This window comes from Tersicoccus mangrovi (assembly GCF_036881825.1).
GTDB lineage: Bacteria > Actinomycetota > Actinomycetes > Actinomycetales > Micrococcaceae > Tersicoccus > Tersicoccus mangrovi.
On the sequence record NZ_JBAJMW010000002.1, the window covers coordinates 297,443 to 315,183 of the forward strand.

Consider the following 17,741-nt stretch of genomic DNA (forward strand, 5'->3'; position numbering starts at 1 on the left):
TCTTTACTGTGGTTCATCGTGGCGCCGGCGTCCCGCCGCCACGCGGGTCCGTCCGGCTAGGCCACGCTTCAGGGCTCGCCGCGTCACCCGCGTCACCTCCGGCCGCTGGGCGCCTTGCGCCAGGCGCCGTCGGTCGCGATCGCCAGGCCGCGCAGCGACAGGCGTCCCAATCCCGCCCGGACGAGGGGCTCGCTCAACCCGGCGACGGCGGCGAGCCGGTCGGTGGTGCTGCCGGTGCGCACCGGCAGCGCATCGAAGAGCATCAGGTCCTGCGCGCTGAGGCCGTCGTGGGCGGCCGGACGGGCGTCCTTCACGGGAGCCGGTACGGATCTGGGTTCGCGTTGTTCGGAGTCGGCCTGCCCGGGGTCGGCGCCGTCGGGGGCGGTCGACGTGGCTGCACCATCGGGTGACGATGCCACCTGGAAGGGCGCGAGCAGTTCGAGCACGTCGTCCACGTCGGTCACGCAGACCGCGCCGCCCTCGCGCAGCAGCCGGTGACAGCCCGCCGACGTGGCGGAACGGACGGAACCGGGCACAGCACCCACCTCCCGGCCGAGGCCGGCCGCGTGGTGGGCGGTGTTGAGCGCCCCGGACCGCCAGCGGGCCTCCACCACCACGGTCACCGCGCTCAGCGCGGCGATCAGCCGGTTGCGCTGCAGGAATCGCCACCGCGTGGGCGACGAACCCGGCGGCACCTCGGCGAGCAGGCAGCCGTCCGCCATCACCGCGCGCAGCAGCGACTCGTGGGCGGCCGGGTAGAAGCGATCGACGCCGCAGGCCATGACGGCGACCGTCGGCATCGTCGAGTGTCCCTCGGTGTCGCTGTCGACGATTCCACCGGTCGGTGTCGAGGCCGCCGGCGACTCCGAGGTCCGTCCTGGCCAGCGCTCGGGCGGTCCTCCTCCGTGGGCGGCGTCGCCTGTGCTGTGGGCGGCCAGCGCACCGCGGTGCGCCTGCGCGTCGATGCCGAAGGCGCCTCCGGAGACCACGGTGCATCCGGCGAGCACGAGGCCGTGGGCGAGGTCGGCGCTGACTGTGTCCCCGTAGGCCGTGCTGTCCCGGGCGCCGACGACGGCGACCGCGCGGGCTACCTCCGGCAGGTCCGACGGAGGCCGACCGCGACCCCACAGGCACAGCGGAGCCTCCGGCCCGAGATCGGCCAGGGCGGCCGGCCAGTCCGGGTCCTCCGGTGTCAGGAGCCACCCCCCGAGCCGTGCCAGAACGGCGACGTCCCGATCGGGAGCCAGGAACCGGACCCGTGCAGACCACCGTTCGACCGCCGACGCCACGAGCGCGGGGCCGGCGTCGTCCCGGCCGAGTTCGTCCAGCACGGCCTGCTCGAGCCGGGGCCCGGACCGGACGGCACCCGTGGCCACCTGCAGGGCGTCGACCGGCCCGGCGACGGCGATGAGCGCCGCGGCGACGGCATCCTGCGGTTCCGCCAACCGGGAGAATGCGGCCCGCGCCAGCCGCGCCGCCTGCGTCGTACTCGTGCTTGCGGGACGCGCGGCCCCGCCGGGACCTGATCGGTCGGCAGCCGGGCCCTCGGGGATGGCCGTGGCGCCGGAGTTCTCCGGGCCCTCGACCGCGGGAGGGGGTCCGGCAGCAGGCTCCTCGACGGTGGGCGCGTCCTCGGCGTCGATCACACTCGTGGCGGACCGGGCCAGGTCGGCAGCGCTCGTCGCACCGGTGCCGTGCGTCGTGGCGGCACCACCGGGCGGCGCGCTCACGCGACGGCCCGCCGTTCCCTGAACATCAGCGCCTGGCCGACGTCGTCGGCGTCGGGCACCGGGTGACCGGTCAGGTCGGCCAGCGTCCAGGCGAGCCGGAGCACCCGGTCGTGTCCGCGTGCCGTCATCAAGGATCGTTCCATTGCCAGCTCCAGTTCTCTCGTCGACGACCGTCCGGGATGCAGCGGCCCGCGCAGCACCCGCCCCGGTACCTCGGCGTTCGTCGTCACGCCGTAGCGCTGCAACCGTTCACCCTGGGCCCCGCGGGCAGCGGCGACGCGGACGGCGACCCGGGCGCTGCTCTCCGCCGGTTCGGTGCTGTTCATCTCGCGCAGGCTCACCCGCGGCACGTCGAGGCGGACGTCGACCCGGTCCAGCACGGGCCCGGACATGCGGCTGGCGTAGCGGCGCCGCTCCAGCGACGTGCAGCGGCACTGGGCACCCTTGACGCCGTCCTGCCCGCACGGGCACGGGTTGGCCGCGAGCACCAGCTGGAAGCGGGCCGGGTAGTCCGCGGCTCCCGCGGCGCGGTGCACCACCAGACGCCCGTCCTCGAGCGGCTGCCGGAGCGCGTCCATCACCCGCCGGTCGAACTCGGGAGCTTCGTCGAGGAACAGCACGCCGCGGTGGGCCCGGGTGGCGGCGCCAGGGCGGGGCATCCCGCTCCCGCCGCCGACCACGGAGACCACCGTCGCCGTGTGGTGCGGGTTCTCGTAGGGCGCCCGACGGATCAGGTCGAGCCGCGGCGCACCCCGCCCCGCCAGCGAGTGGATGGCCGTCACCTCCATCGCCTCCGCGTCCGTCAGCGGCGGCAGGATCGTGGGCAACCGCTCGGCGAGCATCGTCTTGCCCGCCCCGGGAGGGCCGACCATGAGCAGGTGGTGCGCGCCGGCCGCGGCGACCTCGAGTCCGAATCGCGCGTCGGCCTGTCCCGCGACCTCGCTGAGGTCGCGTACCGGGCCCGCATCGGCGGCGACCGGCGGCGACGCCTCCGGTTCGGGCTGGTCCTCCAGGGCGAGCCGTTGCGGGTCGGCCCCGAAGTGGAGGGCCACCTGCGCGAGCGTGTTGAAGGCGAGCACCTCGGCGCCGGGCACCAGGGCGGCCTCGTGCTCGTTGCCCCGTGCGACGACGATCCGTCGGTATCCGGCGGCCACCGCGGCCATGACCGCCGGCAGGATCCCGGTGACCGGACGCAGCCGGCCGTCCAGGCTCAGTTCGGCCAGGAACACGGTGCGTCCGGTGTCGTTCACGTCGCCGGCGGCCCGCAGCGCCGCGAGGCAGATCGCCAGGTCGAAGCCGGAGCCGCTCTTGGGCAGCGTGGCCGGGATGAGGTTGACGGTGAGCTTGCGCCGGCTCAAGGGCAGCCCGGTGTTCTGCGCCGCGGACCGGATGCGCTCGCGCGCCTCGTGCAGCGATGAGTCCGGCAGGCCGAGCAGCACGAAGTTCGGCAGGGTCTGTCCGATGTCCGCCTCGACTTCGACGAGGTGCCCGTTCAGCCCGATCAGGGCCACCGCGAAGGCGCGTCCGAGCGGCATCAGGCCACCGCCCGCAGGTGCTCGCAGCGCATGCCGCCCGCGGCCGCGCCGACCACGGCGAGCGCGTCGACCCGCATGGGACCGGCCACCCCGTGATGGCGCGCCCAGAGCCGGATCAGGGCATGCAGCCGGGCGAGTTTGGCCGCGTCGATGGCCTCCCACGGGTGCCCGAAGTCCAGCGAGCGCCGCGTCTTCACCTCGACCCCCACCAGCACCGGGCCGTCCCGTCCCAGCGGGTCCAGCGCCACCAGGTCCAGCTCCCCCGCCGGACACCGCCAGTTGCGCTCCAGCACCGCCCAGCCGAGCTCCGTCACGTAGCGGGCCGCGAAGTCCTCGCCTGCCCGGCCCAACACATCCTTCGGTCGCATCCGTCCACCTCCGCGACCAGCCTCGCGGCCCGTGGACGCCGGTGGCAGGACCCGTGTCCCGGTTGTGGACGACGACGTCGGCCGGGGCTCCTGTGGAGGGAGAAGCAGGTCGGCAGGCGGGGTGGAATCAGCGCTCGGGCAGCGGGTCGGCCGTCAGGGCGTCGCGCAACCAGGTGCTCGCGTCATCGAGGAACTCCCGAGCGACGGCGGTCTGCGCGGCCCACGCCTCGAAGCCGTGCGGGGCGCCGGGCACGATCACGAGATGGCAGGGCACCCCGGCCTCCCGCAGCCGGTGCGCATAGTCCTCGTCCTCCTCACGGAACAGATCGATGTCGCCGACGCCGATCCAGGCGGGCGGCAGCCCGTCGAACCGGTCGCGGCGGCCCGGGGCGGCGTACGGCGGGACGGTGCCGTCGGGCCCTCCGGGCGCGGTGCCGAGCCACGCGCCCCAGCCGTACCGGTTCTGCCGGTTGGGCCAGATGCGGTGCCGGACGGCGTCCAGCTCCTTCCGGGCGGCGGTGCGGTCGTCGAGCATGGGGCAGAGCAGCAGCTGGGCGACGGGACGGCGCTCGGACCCGGTCTCGGTGTCGTGCAGACGCTGCACCAGGCCGGCCGCGATGCCGCCACCGGCGCTCTGGCCACCGACGGCGATGCGGGCCGGGTCGACCCCGAGACCGGGCGCGGCGTCGACGAACCACGACCACGCGTCGGCGCAGTCGTCGTGCCCGGCCGGGAAGGGATGCTCGGGTGCCAGCCGGTAGTCGACGGACGCGATGACGGCACCGGTTGCCCGGACGAACCCTGCGCACAGCGCGTCGTCCTGGACCGCCGCACCCATCACCAGTCCCCCGCCGTGGATCCACAGCAGCCCCGGACGAGAGGACGACCCCACGGAATCCGCGGTTCCCGCCGGTCGGTAGAGCCGGACGGGAACGCCGCCGGGGGTCGCCGTCACCTCGACCGTGACACCCTCGCCGACGGCGTCGCGGGAGAACCTCCGCTGGGCCCAGCGGGAGAGCCGGCGATACCAGCCGTACTGGAGAGCCAGCGGCGGAAGCCGCCGGACGGGGCCGCGCAGGTCGGGGTGCACGCGATCGAGTCTCATGCGCCGACCGTACCGCGCGACACCGTCAGCCCGGTCCCGCGACAGCGCAATGAGGGGCGCGTCGCGCCGGCCGCCACCGGGTCCAGGCCGGCCGGGTGGTTCACTCGGGCAGCTGGAGGTCGTCCGTCTTGGTCAGTTCCTCGACGTTGACGTCCTTGAACGTGATGACGCGGACCTTCTTGACGAACCGGGCGGACCGGTAGACGTCCCACACCCACGCGTCGGTCAGGGTGAGGTCGAAGTACACCTCGCCGTCGGCGGACCGGGTCTGCAGGTCGACCTGGTTGGCCAGGTAGAAGCGGCGCTCGGTCTCCACGACGTAGCTGAACAGCCCGACGACGTCCCGGTACTCGCGGTACAGGGCCAGCTCCATGTCGGTCTCGTAGTTCTCGAGGTCCTCAGCGCTCATGGGTCCATCTTCTCGCACGCCGCGGCGAACAGCGCAGCCTCCTGCCCGCGGGCGTCATCCGTGAGGTCGTCCTCGTCGACCGGGCCATCCTCCAGCAGGACACCGCCGGGCGGGACGGCGTCGGCGGACAGGCCCTCGCCGGGCAGCGAACCGAGCCGCCACGTGCGGCGGTGCAGGTCGCTCGGGCCCACGGCGTCGATGGCCGCCCGGTGGGACGGGGTCGCGTACCCCTTGTTGACCTCCCAGCCGAAGTCCGGGTACCGCTGCGCCGCCTCGATCATCAGCAGGTCCCGTTCGACCTTCGCGATCACCGACGCGGCGGCGACGCTGGTGCAGGTCAGATCCGCCTTGATGCGGGTCAGGACAGTGGGGTCCGCTGCGGCGACCGCGGTCGAGCCGTGCGGGCGCGGCGGGACCGACGCGACGGCCGGGTCGAGCGCCTCGTCCGGCAGCAGCGCGTCGAGCAGCGTCGGCTCGGGGCGGCGCAGCCAGTTGTAGTTGCCGTCCATGAGCACGAGGTCGGGCACGATGCCGGCGTCGGCCAGGCGGCGCAGGGCCCGCAGCCCGGCGAGCCGGAGCGCGTGGGTCAGCCCGACGGCGTCGACCTCGGCCGCCGAGGCCATGCCGACGGCGCTGCCGACCGCCCAGCGGCGGATCCGGGGCACGAGGTCGACGCGGCGCTGGTGGGTGAGCAGTTTGCTGTCCGCGACCCCGGTCAGAGCCCGCTGCGTGTGGGCGTCGACGACGACGACGCCGGCCGCGACGGGACCGGCCAGCGCGCCGCGACCGACCTCGTCGATGCCGGCGACGAGTCGGCAGGAGGGCCCCGCGAGGGACCGCTCGACCCGCAGGCTGGGGCGTTTCACGACCACGGCGTCACTGCCCGGACGTGGTCACCGTCGGCCGGGGGCTGGCGGAGGAGCTCGGGGAGGGAACGTCGGCGAACACGTCCTGCTCGTTCTGCAGCACGCGCATGCGGTTCAGCGGCCATGCGATCACCGTCGCGGTCCCCTCGACGTCGTCGATGCTCACGAACGGGTTGGCGTCCGGCTGCGCGGCGGAGGGCACGTGCGCGCGGGAGTCGGCAGAGTTGTCGCGGTGGTCGCCCATCACCCAGAGCTTGCCGGCGGGCACGGTGATGTCGAACTTCGTGTCCGACGGCGCGGACCCGGGGTTGAGGTACGGCTCGGTGATCGACTTCCCGTTGACCGTGAGGCGGCCCTGCGTGTCGCAGCAGGTGACGTGGTCGCCCGGCATGCCGATGACGCGCTTGACGAGGTGCTGCTGCGAGTCGTCCGGCGCGAGACCCAGGAAGACGAGGACGTCGGTCAGCGGGCTGCGCGCGCCGGTGCTCTTGGCGATCGGTTCGGTCTGCAGCCAGCCGTTGCTGTCCTTGAACACGATGATGTCCCCGCGGTGCAGCTCCGCGACGCGCGGCACGAGCAGGTTGACGAAGATCCGGTCGTCCACCTCGAGGGTCTGCTGCATCGATTCCGACGGGATGAAATAGGCCCGGAACAGGAAGGTCTTGATGAGGAAGGAGAGGACGAGGGCGACGACGACGATGCCGGCGACCTCGCGGGCGAAGGACGCGCCGCCGCTGAGTGCCGTCCCGTCCGACCGGCGGCCGGCCAGGAGGTGGCGCACCCGCTGTCCGGTGGTCGGGCTCGCTCCGTCGCCCCGGTGCTCGTCGGCCCGGGCAGCGTCGGCCGCAGCGGCGTCGTCGGACGGCGCAGCACCGCGACGGAGGCCGCGGCCGTCGTCCGAAAGCCCGCTGTGACGGCCCCGCGGCCGGCGGTCGGCGTCGCCGTACTCGGCGTGCCGGTGTCCGGGGTCCTGCGGCTGGTCGTTCTCACTGTCGTTACTGCTCACTCGCTGCTTCCGCTCCCTGCTGTCGTGTGCGCCGGCTGGTCGACCGTCTCATCCGGGGCTGGACCCGAGCTGGATCCGGTCCAGCGCACCCACCCGGTTCAGCGGCCACACCCGCGCGACCGGCGTGCCAATGATACGGTCCATCGGCACCATGCCTCCGCCCGGCGCCCCGAGCAGCGCCCGGGAATCGAAGGAGTCGCCGCGGTTGTCGCCCAGCAGCCAGACGCTGCCGTCGGGCACGACGACGTCGAACCGCGTCGTACTGGGTGCCGTGCCCGGCGCGAGGTAGGCCTCGGTGACGGGCCGCCCGTTCACCGTCAACCGGCGGCCGGTGCCGCAACACGTCACGTGATCGCCCGGCAGGCCGACGATCCGCTTGACGTGCACCGTGGGGCTGCCGACCAGGCCGAGGAACTGCCCGGCCGCAGCCAGGGCCTGCTGCCATGCCGGGGCGCTGCTGCGGTACGGGTCCAGGCTCCCCCGGCCGTCGAAGACGACGACGTCGCCGCGGCGGTACGGCTGCACGCCGACCCGGGCCACCGCGATCCGGTCGCCGGGCACGAGGCCCGGCTCCATGGACGCGGACGGGATCGTGTAGACCTCGAGCACGAAGGCACGCAGCAGGCACGTGGCCAGGACGACGGCGAGGACCCCCACCAACACGAAACGCCAGCCCCGGAGGGACTGGCGTCTCGAAGCGGCCGTTCCGGCCCCGCCACGCGGGCGGGGGTCGGAGCGATCCGCCGTTCGGCTGGTGAGCCTCCGGAAGAAGGAGGTCAGCGCTTCTCGCGGATCTTCGCGGCCTTGCCGTGACGATCGCGCATGTAGTAGAGCTTGGCCCGGCGCACGTCACCGCGGGTGACGAGTTCGATCTTGTCGATGACCGGGGAGTGCACCGGGAAGGTACGCTCGACGCCCACACCGAAGCTCACCTTGCGGACGGTGAACGTCTCGCGGACGCCCTCGCCCTGGCGGCCGACGACGAAGCCCTGGAAGACCTGGACACGGCTGCGGTTGCCTTCGATGATGTTGACGTGCACCTTGAGTGTGTCACCGGGACGGAAGTCCGGGACGTCGGTGCGCAGCGACGCGGAATCGACGGAGTCGAGGATGTGCATGGGTGCATCTCCTGGTGAACGCCACAGGTCATCCACGTGGATCGGCGCGGTCCGGCGGGCCCGGAGGCCGGTGCTGGACCGCGAAGTGAGGGAACGCGCGGCCCGTCGGACCCACGCGCGTGCCGCGCTGTCGGCGTCGCTCCCCCTGTGGCAGGTGCGCGCCCAACCGGCACAGCTGTCCATTCTGCCACATCCGGGCGTGTCCCGGCACATCGAGCGCCGTACCGTCCAGTCCCTCGGAGCGGCCGGTCAGGGCTGCCGCAGGTCCTGCGCGAACATCACGATGATGCCGCTGGGGCCGCGCACGTACGTCAGCCGGTAGACGTCCTCGTAGGTCGCGACCCCGCGCAGGGGGTGGCAGCCGTGCCGGGCGGCGATCGCGAGGGCCTCGTCGATGTCCTCCACGGCGAAGGCGACGCGGTGCATCCCGGTCTCGTTCGGCAGCGTCGGCTCCGTCTCGATCGCGTCGGGATGCAGGTACTCGAACAGCTCGATCCGGCCGCGGCCGTCCGGGGTCTGCAGCATCGCGATCCTCGCGTGGTTGCCGTCGAGGCCGACGGCGGTGTCCGCCCACTCCCCGCTGACGGTGTCACGACCGAGGACGGTCAGGCCGAGGTCGGCGAAGAACGCGATCGCCGCGTCCAGGTCCCGCACGGCGATGCCGACGTTCTCGAGTCAGATGGCCATGGGCCGCACGCTACCGGCTCGGCGCACCGGCCTCCAGGTTCTCGTCCCCCTCAGACCGTCGGCGGCAGCAGGTCCGGGCGGCGGTCGGCGGTGCGGGCGAGCTGCTGCTCGTGCCGCCAGCGGGCGATCCGGCCGTGGTCGCCGCTGAGCAGCACCTCGGGCACGTCCAGGCCGCGCCAGCTCGCCGGCTTGGTGTACATCGGGTACTCGAGCAGCCCGTCCGCGTGGGACTCCTCGGTGAGCGAGCCCGGGTTGCCGATGACGCCGGGGATGAGCCGGACGATGGCCTCGACCATCGCCAGGGTCGCCACCTCCCCGCCGTTGAGCACATAGTCCCCGATGCTCAGCGGGCGCACCGTGTACCGCTCCTCGGCCCACTGGGCCACGCGTTCGTCGATGCCCTCGTACCGTCCGCACGCGAACACGAGGTGCTCGGCCTCGGCCAGCTCGTGGGCGGTGGACTGGCGGAACACCTCGCCGGCCGGCGACGGGATGACGAGCACGGGCCGGGTCTCGACGACGGCGTCCTCAGCCGGCGCTCGGTCCTCGTCGAGCACGGCGGTCAGGGCCTGCGCCCACGGCTCGGGCTTCATCACCATGCCGGCGCCGCCGCCGTAGGGCGTGTCGTCGACGGTGCGGTGCCGGTCCGTCGTGAAGTCCCGCAGGTCGTGCACGTCCAGCCGGAGCAGGCCACCGGTGCGCGCCTTGCCGATCAGGGACAGGTCCAGGGCCTGCAGGTAGGCGGGGAAGATGCTGATGACGTCGATGCGCACGGCTCAGGCCGACCCGTCCGGCCGACCGGTCGAGGCATCGTCACCCTCAGCGGCACTGCCCTCGTCCGCGACATTCAGGTCCAGCAGGCCCGGCGGCGGGGTGAGCACGACGCGGCGGCCGTCGACGTCCACGGTCGGCACGATCTGCTCGACGAACGGCACGAGCACCTCGCGCCCGTCGGACAGTTCGATCACGAGCAGGTCCTGCGCGGGCATGGTCTGCAGGGCGGTGACGCGCCCGATGCGCGGGCCGTCGTCGGCGTCGAGCACGACGTCGAGGTCGACCAGTTCGTGCTCGTACCAGGCGTCGTCGTCCGCGTCGACGTCGTCGGTGTCCAGCAGCAGGCGGGCACCGCGCAGCCGTTCGGCGTGATTGCGGTCGGCGACCTCCTCGAATCCGAGCAGGAGGATGCCCTTGTTCCAGCGTGCGGTCCGGACGGTCAGGGAGCCGCTCGCGCCCTCGGTCCCGGAGGCCTCGACGTCGAGCACCGCGCCGGGGACGAACCGGCTCTCGGGGTCGTCGGTGAGCACCTCGGCGGTCACCTCGCCGCGGATGCCGTGGGGTCTGCCGATCCGGGCGATGCGCACCTGCACTGCGGGCCTGCCTTCTTCAGGGAGCGCCGGGAACCCGGCGGGAGAACGGTCACCGGCGGGTGCCGGTGGAGGGCTGGCCGCACGGCCGGGAACAGCACGGCCGGGAACAGCACGGCCGGCAACAGCACGGCCGGCAACAGCACGGCCGGGAACAGCACGGCCCCGCCGCTCGGTCAGGAGCGGCGGGGCCGGAGACTGCGTCGTACTCAGCGGCGACGGTCGGTGTCGACGACGTCGACGCGCACAGCGTCGCCGCCCTCGAGGGCCGACACGACCGTGCGCAGCGCGCGGGCCGTGCGGCCCTGGCGGCCGATCACGCGGCCGAGATCGTCGGGGTGCACCCGGACCTCGAGCGTCTCACCGCGACGGTTGTTCTTCGCGGTGACGTTGACGTCGTCGGGGCTGTCGACGATGCCGCGCACGAGGTGCTCGAGCGCTTCGGGGAGGACGCTCACTGGTCCGCGTCAGCCGACTCGGAGGTCTCGGCGGGCGTCTCGTCCGCGTCGGTGGCGGCCTCGGCGACGGGAGCCTCGGGGGCCTTCGCCGACTCGGGGATGATGACCGAGTCCTTCTCGGGAGCCACGAAGGCGGCCTTGCCCTCGGAGGTCTTCAGCCGGCCCTCGGCGCCGGGCAGGCCCTTGAACTTCTGCCAGTCACCGGTCACCTTGAGGATGGCCAGGACCTGCTCGGTCGGCTGCGCGCCGACACCGAGCCAGTACTGCGCGCGGTCCGACTTCACCTCGATGAACGAGGGGTTCTCGGTCGGGTGGTACTTGCCGATCTCCTCGATCGCACGACCGTCCCGCTTGGTGCGGGAGTCGGCGACGACGATGCGGTAGTAGGGGGCACGGATCTTGCCCATGCGCTTGAGGCGAATCTTAACGGCCACTGGTGTGACTCACTCCTGTGTTGGTCGAAAGTCGAACCCGTGTGACGCACCCGTGGGGCAGGCCGATCCGTGGGGTTCTGGGGACTGGTGACCGCCCGGTTGAGAGGGGCCGGGCGCACCGAGTACCCGTCCATTATGCCAGAGACCGCCGCCCGTGCCAGCCAGCGCCACCGTGACGACCGGCACCCGGTGTCCCGGCGCCCGATGCCGGGCGTCCTGCCGGGCGCCGACGACGCGTCAGGCCGCGACGACGCGGATCTCGTTTCGCCAGGGGTCGGCGGTGACGAGGGCGTGGTCCTGGACGGTCGCCGGGACACCGGCCGCGTCGAGCCGGTCCTGCAGGGCGGCGACGTCGGCGTCGGTCGGGACGGTGACGTCAACGCGGCCGAGACCACGGGTGTCCCGGCGCGGCCCGGCCCCGGCGCTGTTCCACACGTTCATCGCCATGTGATGGTGGTAGCCGCCGGCGGAGACGAACAGGGCGGTCTCGCCCAGTCGCGCGGTCTCGTCGAACCCGAGGGTGTCGACGTAGAAGTCGTGGGCGGAGGCGATGTCACCGACCTGCAGATGGACGTGGCCCACGGTCGCCGGGTCGGTGCTGCGCAGCTCGTCGTGCCGGAGGTGCTCGTCGAGGAAGGCGCGCCCGTCGAGGGGGTCGACGGTCATGTGGACGCTGTGCTGCTGCCACTGCCACTGGTTCCGCGGCCGGTCCCAGTAGAGCTCGATCCCGTTGTTCTCCGGGTCCTGGAAGTAGAAGGCCTGGCTCACGGCGTGGTCCTGGGCGCCGACGTAACGGCCCTCGGGCCGGCGCAGCGCCGATGCGACGGTGTCGGCGAGCTCGGTCCGGGTGTCGAAGAGCAGGGCGGTGTGGAACAGCCCGGCGTCGGAGGGCGACGGCACGCTCAGGTCGTGTCCGTCCGCGATCCGCACGAGGCCCGCACCGGCCCGGCCCAGCAGCACGCCGTCGGCGTCGGAGGCGATCTCGGTCAGGCCCAGCGCCTGCTGGTAGTACGTGACGAGGGCCGGCAGGTCGCCCGCCCGGAGGGTGAGCACGCCCATCGTGGTCGTCGCGGGCAGCGTCTCATTTACTTGAAGCTTCATGTTTATGCCAACGCGAGCAGATCGCGGGGCATTCCCGCCGGCCCTTCACTCCCGTGACTCGCAGGAGACCCCCGGTCAGGCGGCGTCGCGCTCCAGCTCGGCGAGGAAACCGGCGATGTGCGCGTGGCCGGCCGCCGTGTCGTGCGGTCGGTGGCCGCCCGGGACGATGACGTGGCGGGCTCCGGTGGTGGCGAGGAAGGTGGCGACCTCCTCGTAGACGGGCTCCCATCCGCCGGTGACGACGAGGGTCGGCACGCCGGGCACGATGGTCAGCGGCGCCTCCCACGGCGGCTGCTGCCGCTGCAGGCGCACGGCGTCGACGCCGGTGGGCGCGCCGTCGCCGGTCCCGGTGAGCAGCTCGGTGAACCGGTGGGCGAAGGCGTCGGCGCTGAGCCGCTCCCGGGCCACGTAGAGCGGAGCGAAGGCCGCGACGTGCCGCGCGGTGGCCGGCAGGTCGCGGGTCAGGGAGAACGCGGCGGGCTCGATCAGGGTCAGCGAACGGACGAGCCCCGGCTCGCGCACCGCCGCGAGCAGGGCACTGACGGCGCCGCCGGAGTGCGCCACCACGTGGCCGCCGCGGGCGGGCTCGAGGTGCTCGAGGATCGAGGCGGCGTCCGCCTCCGCGTCACCCCGGGCCGGTTCGCCGGAGGCCTCGTACCCGCGCCGGCGCAGGAAGAGGCAGTCGTAGCGCCCGGCGAGCAGGCGTTGTTCGGGCCACGCCGCCGCACCGGCACGGCCGCTGCCGTGGACGAGAACCACTCGAGTCATGTTCACCACCTTGGCCGTCGCCGCCGACAGGACCGGCAGCGCGGTCGTCGTCGTCGGGTCGGCCGGATCGTCGGACGCGCGCCGCCGCGTGGCGGTGCGCATCGTTCCGGGGCTCAGCCCCGGCCGTTGACCAGTTCGCGCGTGTCCCCGTCGGCGAGCGCGGACAGCCCGACGGCGATCCGGTTCGCCAGCCCCGGCATCGCCAGGGTCCCGACCTCGGCGGAAGAGACGAAGCGGTAGCCGACCAGTTCCTCGGCCTGGACGGTCACCGCAACGTCCGCGTCGACGACGCCGCCGTCGTACAGGAAGATCGTCGCGTCGCCCCAGATGCCGTGCGACGTGCCGTGCTCGACGACGAGCAGCCGGCCGACGGGCAGCTCGAGGCCGACCTCCTCGGTGATCTCCCGGCCGCAGCCGGTGCGGGGGTCCTCCCCCGCCTCGACCGTGCCGCCGGGCAGCTCCCAGCCCTGCTTGTAGTTCGGCTGCACCATGAGCACGCGGCCCTCGCGGTCACGGATCAGGGCGCCGGCCGCGAGCCGCCGGCGCGGCAGCGTCGCGATGAACGCCGCGAGCTCGGGCTCGCTGAGGTAGGAGTCGATCACCGGCCGGTCGCGTCCTGGATCGCTCGCGGGGCTCACTTGCCGAGGAACTTCTCGAACCCGGCGGGCAGGTTCAGGGCCGACGGATCGAAGTCCTCCGTGCCCGCGTCCTTGCCGAACGCGGCGCCCGTGTTGACCGGGGCGCTGCCCCGCTCGCGACGCGCCTGCGCGGCCGCGGCGTCCTGGGCGCGCTTGGCCGGGTTGCCGGACCGCGAACTCTTGGCCGACTTGGCGTTCTTGCCCTTCTTGCGCGGCGAGTTGAAGCCGCCGGGGCCGGCCATGCCCGGCATGCCGGGCACCCCGCCGCCGCGGGCCATCTGCTTCATCATCTTCTGCGCCTGGGTGAACCGCTCCATCAGCTGGTTGACCTCGGAGACGGTGACGCCGGAACCGCGGGCGATGCGGGCGCGGCGCGAACCGTTGATGATCTTCGGGGCCACCCGCTCGTGCGGGGTCATCGACCGGACGATCGCCTCCACGCGGTCGATCTCCCGCTCGTCGAAGTTCTCGAGCTGCTCACGGATGCCGGCGGCGCCGGGCATCATCATGAGCATCTTCTTCATCGAGCCCATCTTGCGGATCTGCTGCATCTGGGCGAGGAAGTCCTCGAAGGTGAAGTCCTCCTGGTCGGCGAACTTCTTCGCCATCCGGTCGGCCTCGGCCTTGTCCCAGCTGCGCTCGGCCTGCTCGATGAGCGAGAGCACGTCGCCCATGTCGAGGATGCGGCCGGCCATCCGGTCGGGGTGGAACAGCTCGAAGTCGTCCAGGCCCTCACCGGTGGAGGCGAACATGACCGGCTGGCCGGTCACCGAGGCGACGGACAGGGCGGCACCACCGCGGGCGTCGCCGTCGAGCTTGGAGAGCACGACGCCGGTGAAGGCGACGCCCTCCTGGAAGGCGAGCGCGGTGTTGACTGCGTCCTGGCCGATCATGGCGTCGATGACGAACAGCACCTCGTCGGGTCTGGTCGCGGTGCGGATGTCGGCGGCCTGTTGCATCATCTCGGCGTCGACGCCGAGCCGGCCGGCCGTGTCGATGATGACGACGTCGTGCAGCTTGTTGCGGGCCTCGGTGACACCGTCGCGGGCCACCTGCACCGGGTTGCCCGTGGGCACGTCGGTCTCGCTCGTGGTGCCCGGGTGCGGCGCGTACACCTTGACGCCGGCGCGCTGGCCGACGATCTGCAGCTGGGTGACGGCGTTGGGGCGCTGCAGGTCCGCGGCGACGAGCAGCGGCTTGTGGCCCTGCGCGGCCAGCCACTTGCCGAGCTTGCCGGCCAGGGTGGTCTTACCGGCACCCTGCAGGCCCGCGAGCATGATGACCGTCGGGGGGTTCTTGGCGAAGCGGATGCGCCGGGTCGCCCCGCCGAGGATGTCCTTGAGCTCCTCGTTGACGATCTTGACGATCTGCTGCGCCGGGTTCAGCGCGGCGGCGACCTCCGCGCCGAGCGCGCGCTCCCGGATGCTCGCGGTGAACTCGCGGACCACGGGCACCGCGACGTCCGCGTCGAGCAGGGCGCGCCGGATCTCCCGCACGGTGGCGTCGACGTCGGCCTCGCTCAGCCGTCCCTTGCCGCGCAGGTTCTTGAAGGTGGCGGTGAGCCGATCAGACAGTGAGTTGAACACGGTAGCTGCAGACTTCTCTCGTCGGTGGGGGGACACCGCGGGCCGGGCATCGCGGGCGTTCGTCGCCGGGCCGGCCGTGGCGTGCGACCAGTGACCCAGCTTAGCAAGGCACCTGTCCGGCCGGTCGTCGCCGCGACGCCGTGCACGCACCTCGTCCGTGCCGCTCGTGGCCGGTCTCGCTCGGTCCGCGCTTGGTCCGTGCTCCATCCGCGCTCCGTCCCGCTCGGTCCGTGCTTCTCGATGCGTGTTCGGTCGAGAACGACATCGTCGGTCGAGTTCTCGGCCGACGACGTCGTTCCGGACCGAACTGGCCCGAGCGCCGGACTCCGTTGCCCTCGCGTCACTTGTCCGATGGCGGTCCCGCCCCTAGGCTGCACGGACCGCCGCCCGTGAGTGTTTCCCGGCGGCTGCGCAGTCGAAGGCAGGACGTCGAAGCGAGGAGGAACGGTGAGCGAGAACCCCAGGACCGGCGACGAGCCGGTCGAACCGATCGGGCCCGGCCCGATCACCGACACGGGCAGCGACGATCCCGCCGCCCGCGCCACCGCGCCCGACGCCGCTCCCCCGGGCCCGGACGCCGCGACCGAGGAGACCGCGCCGGCCGCGGGCGACCCGCACCCGGACCCCGAGCGGGACCAGGTGACCGGGCTCGAGCCCGGCGGCGGTGTGCCCCCGGGCGAGACGCCGCCCGCCGAGGACCAGATGAGCGGCGACCAGGGGCACAACGAGTAGAGCCAACCCGCTCACGGACGACACGCACGAACAGCACCGCCCGAACAGCAGCACCGCCCGGCATCGTCATCGCGATACCGGGCGGTGCTGTGTCTGATGTAGTGCGGTCTTCTCCGTCGCGGTCAGACCGCGGCGTCGCCCCGCTCGCCGGTCCGCACGCGGATCGACTCCTCGACCGGGGTGATCCACACCTTGCCGTCGCCGGCCCGGCCGGTGTTGGCGGTGGAGACCAGGACGTCGACGATGTCGGCGGCCGAGTGGTCGGGGACGAGGATCTCGAGCCGGGTCTTGCGCAGGAGGTCCACGGTGTACTCCGCCCCGCGGTACACCTCCGTGTGGCCGCGCTGCCGTCCGTAGCCGCTCGCGTGGGAGACGGTCAGGCCGCGGACGCCGTAGGACTCGAGAGCCGAGCGGATGTCGTCGACCTTCTCCGGCCGGATGATCGCGGTCACCAGTTTCATGCAGACACCTCTTCGATAGCGCCGTCCGGGGTCTGCACGAGGTGCCGCCCCGCCTGGAAGTTCCCACCCTCGTTGTAGGAGTAGGCCGTCTCGGCGTGCTGGGTCAGGTCCACGCCGGTGATCTCGTGCTCCTCGCTGATGCGGAAGCCCACGGTCTTGCGGATGAGCCAGGCGAGGACGAAGGCGACGACGAAGGAGTAGATCAGCACCGAGAAGGCGCCGATCGCCTGCAGGCCGAGCTGGGTCAGTCCGCCGCCGTAGAACAGACCGGTGGCCTTGGCGGGCGAGCCCGGGTCCGCGGCCAGGCCGATGAACAGGGTGCCGATGACACCACCGACGAGGTGCACGCCGACGACGTCGAGCGAGTCGTCGTAGCCCCACCGGTACTTCAGGCCGACGGCCAGGGCGCAGGCGATACCGGCGATGACCCCGAGCACGATCGACCACATCGGGGTGATGGAGCTGCACGCCGGGGTGATGGCGACCAGGCCGGCCACCGCGCCCGAGGCAGCACCGAGGGAGGTCGCGTGGCCGTCGCGGATCCGCTCGACCAGGAGCCAGCCGAGGATCGCGGCGCACGGGGCGACGAGGGTGTTGATCCACGCGTAGCCGGCGGTCGCGCTGGCGCCCAGGGCGGAACCGGCGTTGAAGCCGAACCAGCCGAACCACAGCAGCCCCGCACCGAGCATCACGAGCGGCAGGTTGTGCGGGCGGTGGCTCGAGTCCTTGCCGAAGCCCTTGCGCTTTCCGAGGACGAGGGCCAGCGCGAGAGCGGCCGCACCGGCGTTGATGTGCACGGCGGTACCGCCGGCGAAGTCGACCACGCCGAGGCCCTGGCCGATCCAGCCGCCGATCTTGGTGTCGCCGTTGGTGTTGAAGTCGAATACCCAGTGCGCGACCGGGAAGTAGACCAGCACGGCCCAGATACCGGCGAACAGCATCCACGCGCCGAACTTGGCACGGTCGGCGATCGCCCCGGAGATCAGGGCGACGGTGATGATCGCGAACACGGCCTGGAAGCCGACGAACACGATCTCCGGGATGCTGCCGGCCATCGGGGCGCCGTCCCCGGTGTCGAGCACACCCTGCAGGCCGAACTTCTCGAACGGGTTGCCCACCAGACCACCCCCGACGTCCGTGCCGAAGGACATCGAGTACCCGACGAGCACCCAGAGCACGCCCACCAGGGCGAGCGCTCCGAAGCTCATCATCATCATGTTCAGCACGCCCTTGGCGCGGGTCATGCCGCCGTAGAAGAACGCCAGACCCGGCGTCATCAACAGGACCAGTGCGGCCGAGACCAACACCCAGGCGGTTGCGCCAGTGTCCATGCCCATACCCTTCCTCGAAGAGGTCGATTCATCGAATGCGACGG

Annotated in this window: 22 protein-coding genes; 2 read left to right on the forward strand and 20 right to left on the reverse strand. The window is 72.6% G+C overall.

Annotated elements, in window-relative coordinates; genetic code table 11:
* Positions 1 to 92 precede the first annotated feature (92 nt).
* From V6N00_RS05200 to V6N00_RS05275, 16 genes are all read right to left on the reverse strand, one after another.
* Positions 93 to 1,730, reverse strand: a complete 1,638-nt coding sequence (locus V6N00_RS05200) for a DNA-processing protein DprA (RefSeq protein WP_334231016.1) — start codon at positions 1,728 to 1,730, stop codon at positions 93 to 95.
* Positions 1,727 to 3,265: a YifB family Mg chelatase-like AAA ATPase gene (locus V6N00_RS05205; protein WP_334231017.1), complete on the reverse strand. Its 1,539-nt coding sequence runs from the start codon at positions 3,263 to 3,265 to the stop codon at positions 1,727 to 1,729. The genes V6N00_RS05200 and V6N00_RS05205 overlap by 4 nt, the downstream gene beginning before the upstream one ends.
* On the reverse strand, positions 3,265 to 3,633 hold the full coding sequence (locus V6N00_RS05210) for a YraN family protein (protein WP_334231018.1): 369 nt from the start codon (positions 3,631 to 3,633) through the stop codon (positions 3,265 to 3,267). Before V6N00_RS05210 ends, V6N00_RS05205 begins: the two co-directional genes overlap by 1 nt.
* Positions 3,634 to 3,760: 127 nt before the next feature.
* Positions 3,761 to 4,738 carry an alpha/beta hydrolase gene (locus V6N00_RS05215; protein ID WP_334231019.1) on the reverse strand — a complete coding sequence of 326 codons (978 nt, stop codon included), beginning with the start codon at positions 4,736 to 4,738 and terminating at the stop codon, positions 3,761 to 3,763.
* Between the two features lie 100 nt (positions 4,739 to 4,838).
* The gene (locus V6N00_RS05220) at positions 4,839 to 5,147 is read right to left on the reverse strand and encodes a DUF2469 domain-containing protein (RefSeq protein WP_334231020.1); all 309 of its coding nucleotides are present in this window, start codon (positions 5,145 to 5,147) and stop codon (positions 4,839 to 4,841) included.
* Positions 5,144 to 6,013, reverse strand: coding sequence for a ribonuclease HII (locus V6N00_RS05225; RefSeq protein WP_334231021.1), 870 nt, complete (start codon positions 6,011 to 6,013; stop codon positions 5,144 to 5,146). The genes V6N00_RS05220 and V6N00_RS05225 overlap by 4 nt, the downstream gene beginning before the upstream one ends.
* 10 nt (positions 6,014 to 6,023) lie before the next feature.
* Entirely contained in the window at positions 6,024 to 7,019 is a 996-nt protein-coding gene (lepB, locus tag V6N00_RS05230) for a signal peptidase I (protein WP_334231022.1), read from the reverse strand.
* 48 nt (positions 7,020 to 7,067) lie between these two features.
* A complete protein-coding gene (gene lepB / locus V6N00_RS05235) occupies positions 7,068 to 7,682 on the reverse strand; it encodes a signal peptidase I (RefSeq protein WP_334231023.1) in 615 nt (204 codons plus the stop codon).
* 113 nt (positions 7,683 to 7,795) lie between these two features.
* On the reverse strand, positions 7,796 to 8,137 hold the full coding sequence (gene rplS / locus V6N00_RS05240) for a 50S ribosomal protein L19 (protein ID WP_334231024.1): 342 nt from the start codon (positions 8,135 to 8,137) through the stop codon (positions 7,796 to 7,798).
* Between the two features lie 249 nt (positions 8,138 to 8,386).
* Positions 8,387 to 8,791: a VOC family protein gene (locus V6N00_RS05245; protein ID WP_416385034.1), complete on the reverse strand. Its 405-nt coding sequence runs from the start codon at positions 8,789 to 8,791 to the stop codon at positions 8,387 to 8,389.
* Between the two features lie 83 nt (positions 8,792 to 8,874).
* Entirely contained in the window at positions 8,875 to 9,597 is a 723-nt protein-coding gene (gene trmD / locus V6N00_RS05250; RefSeq protein WP_334231025.1) for a tRNA (guanosine(37)-N1)-methyltransferase TrmD, read from the reverse strand.
* A gap of 3 nt (positions 9,598 to 9,600) precedes the next feature.
* Complete coding sequence (gene rimM / locus V6N00_RS05255; RefSeq protein ID WP_334231026.1) at positions 9,601 to 10,191, reverse strand: ribosome maturation factor RimM; 591 nt, start codon at positions 10,189 to 10,191, stop codon at positions 9,601 to 9,603.
* Positions 10,192 to 10,397: 206 nt separating this feature from the next.
* Complete coding sequence (locus V6N00_RS05260) at positions 10,398 to 10,646, reverse strand: RNA-binding protein (protein ID WP_076692862.1); 249 nt, start codon at positions 10,644 to 10,646, stop codon at positions 10,398 to 10,400.
* Positions 10,643 to 11,080, reverse strand: a complete 438-nt coding sequence (rpsP, locus tag V6N00_RS05265; protein ID WP_334231027.1) for a 30S ribosomal protein S16 — start codon at positions 11,078 to 11,080, stop codon at positions 10,643 to 10,645. Before rpsP ends, V6N00_RS05260 begins: the two co-directional genes overlap by 4 nt.
* 237 nt (positions 11,081 to 11,317) lie before the next feature.
* A complete protein-coding gene (locus V6N00_RS05270; protein ID WP_334231028.1) occupies positions 11,318 to 12,181 on the reverse strand; it encodes a VOC family protein in 864 nt (287 codons plus the stop codon).
* 75 nt (positions 12,182 to 12,256) lie between these two features.
* Positions 12,257 to 12,949, reverse strand: a complete 693-nt coding sequence (locus tag V6N00_RS05275) for an alpha/beta fold hydrolase (RefSeq protein ID WP_334231029.1) — start codon at positions 12,947 to 12,949, stop codon at positions 12,257 to 12,259.
* Between V6N00_RS05275 and V6N00_RS05280 the strand changes: the two genes are divergently transcribed.
* On the forward strand, positions 12,948 to 13,079 hold the full coding sequence (locus tag V6N00_RS05280; protein ID WP_334231030.1) for a hypothetical protein: 132 nt from the start codon (positions 12,948 to 12,950) through the stop codon (positions 13,077 to 13,079). The two genes, V6N00_RS05275 and V6N00_RS05280, sit on opposite strands and share 2 nt — an antisense overlap.
* Here V6N00_RS05280 and V6N00_RS05285 read toward each other — a convergent pair.
* Positions 13,063 to 13,551 carry an NUDIX hydrolase gene (locus V6N00_RS05285; RefSeq protein WP_334231031.1) on the reverse strand — a complete coding sequence of 163 codons (489 nt, stop codon included), beginning with the start codon at positions 13,549 to 13,551 and terminating at the stop codon, positions 13,063 to 13,065. The genes V6N00_RS05280 and V6N00_RS05285 overlap by 17 nt on opposite strands.
* A 32-nt stretch (positions 13,552 to 13,583) precedes the next feature.
* Positions 13,584 to 15,173 (reverse strand): signal recognition particle protein, encoded by a 1,590-nt coding sequence (gene ffh / locus V6N00_RS05290; RefSeq protein WP_334231032.1) that lies wholly within the window; start codon positions 15,171 to 15,173, stop codon positions 13,584 to 13,586.
* A gap of 447 nt (positions 15,174 to 15,620) precedes the next feature.
* On the opposite strand from ffh, the gene V6N00_RS05295 reads away from it, so the two are divergent.
* Complete coding sequence (locus V6N00_RS05295) at positions 15,621 to 15,905, forward strand: DUF6480 family protein (protein WP_334231033.1); 285 nt, start codon at positions 15,621 to 15,623, stop codon at positions 15,903 to 15,905.
* Positions 15,906 to 16,027: 122 nt separating this feature from the next.
* On the opposite strand, the gene V6N00_RS05300 is transcribed toward V6N00_RS05295, so the two are convergent.
* Positions 16,028 to 16,366 (reverse strand): P-II family nitrogen regulator, encoded by a 339-nt coding sequence (locus V6N00_RS05300; protein WP_334231034.1) that lies wholly within the window; start codon positions 16,364 to 16,366, stop codon positions 16,028 to 16,030.
* Positions 16,363 to 17,697 (reverse strand): ammonium transporter, encoded by a 1,335-nt coding sequence (locus V6N00_RS05305; protein WP_334231035.1) that lies wholly within the window; start codon positions 17,695 to 17,697, stop codon positions 16,363 to 16,365. Before V6N00_RS05305 ends, V6N00_RS05300 begins: the two co-directional genes overlap by 4 nt.
* Positions 17,698 to 17,741 lie beyond the last annotated feature (44 nt).

Bases quoted from the DNA above. Each gene is read 5' to 3' on its own strand.
- V6N00_RS05280 (WP_334231030.1), top strand. From the start codon at position 12,948: ATGTTCACCACCTTGGCCGTCGCCGCCGACAGGACCGGCAGCGCGGTC.
- V6N00_RS05205 (WP_334231017.1), bottom strand. From the start codon at position 3,265: ATGCCGCTCGGACGCGCCTTCGCGGTGGCCCTGATCGGGCTGAACGGG.
- V6N00_RS05305 (WP_334231035.1), bottom strand. From the start codon at position 17,697: ATGGACACTGGCGCAACCGCCTGGGTGTTGGTCTCGGCCGCACTGGTC.
- V6N00_RS05275 (WP_334231029.1), bottom strand. From the start codon at position 12,949: ATGACTCGAGTGGTTCTCGTCCACGGCAGCGGCCGTGCCGGTGCGGCG.
- rplS (WP_334231024.1), bottom strand. From the start codon at position 8,137: ATGCACATCCTCGACTCCGTCGATTCCGCGTCGCTGCGCACCGACGTC.
- V6N00_RS05220 (WP_334231020.1), bottom strand. From the start codon at position 5,147: ATGAGCGCTGAGGACCTCGAGAACTACGAGACCGACATGGAGCTGGCC.
- V6N00_RS05210 (WP_334231018.1), bottom strand. From the start codon at position 3,633: ATGCGACCGAAGGATGTGTTGGGCCGGGCAGGCGAGGACTTCGCGGCC.
- V6N00_RS05300 (WP_334231034.1), bottom strand. From the start codon at position 16,366: ATGAAACTGGTGACCGCGATCATCCGGCCGGAGAAGGTCGACGACATC.
- V6N00_RS05215 (WP_334231019.1), bottom strand. From the start codon at position 4,738: ATGAGACTCGATCGCGTGCACCCCGACCTGCGCGGCCCCGTCCGGCGG.
- V6N00_RS05270 (WP_334231028.1), bottom strand. From the start codon at position 12,181: ATGAAGCTTCAAGTAAATGAGACGCTGCCCGCGACGACCACGATGGGC.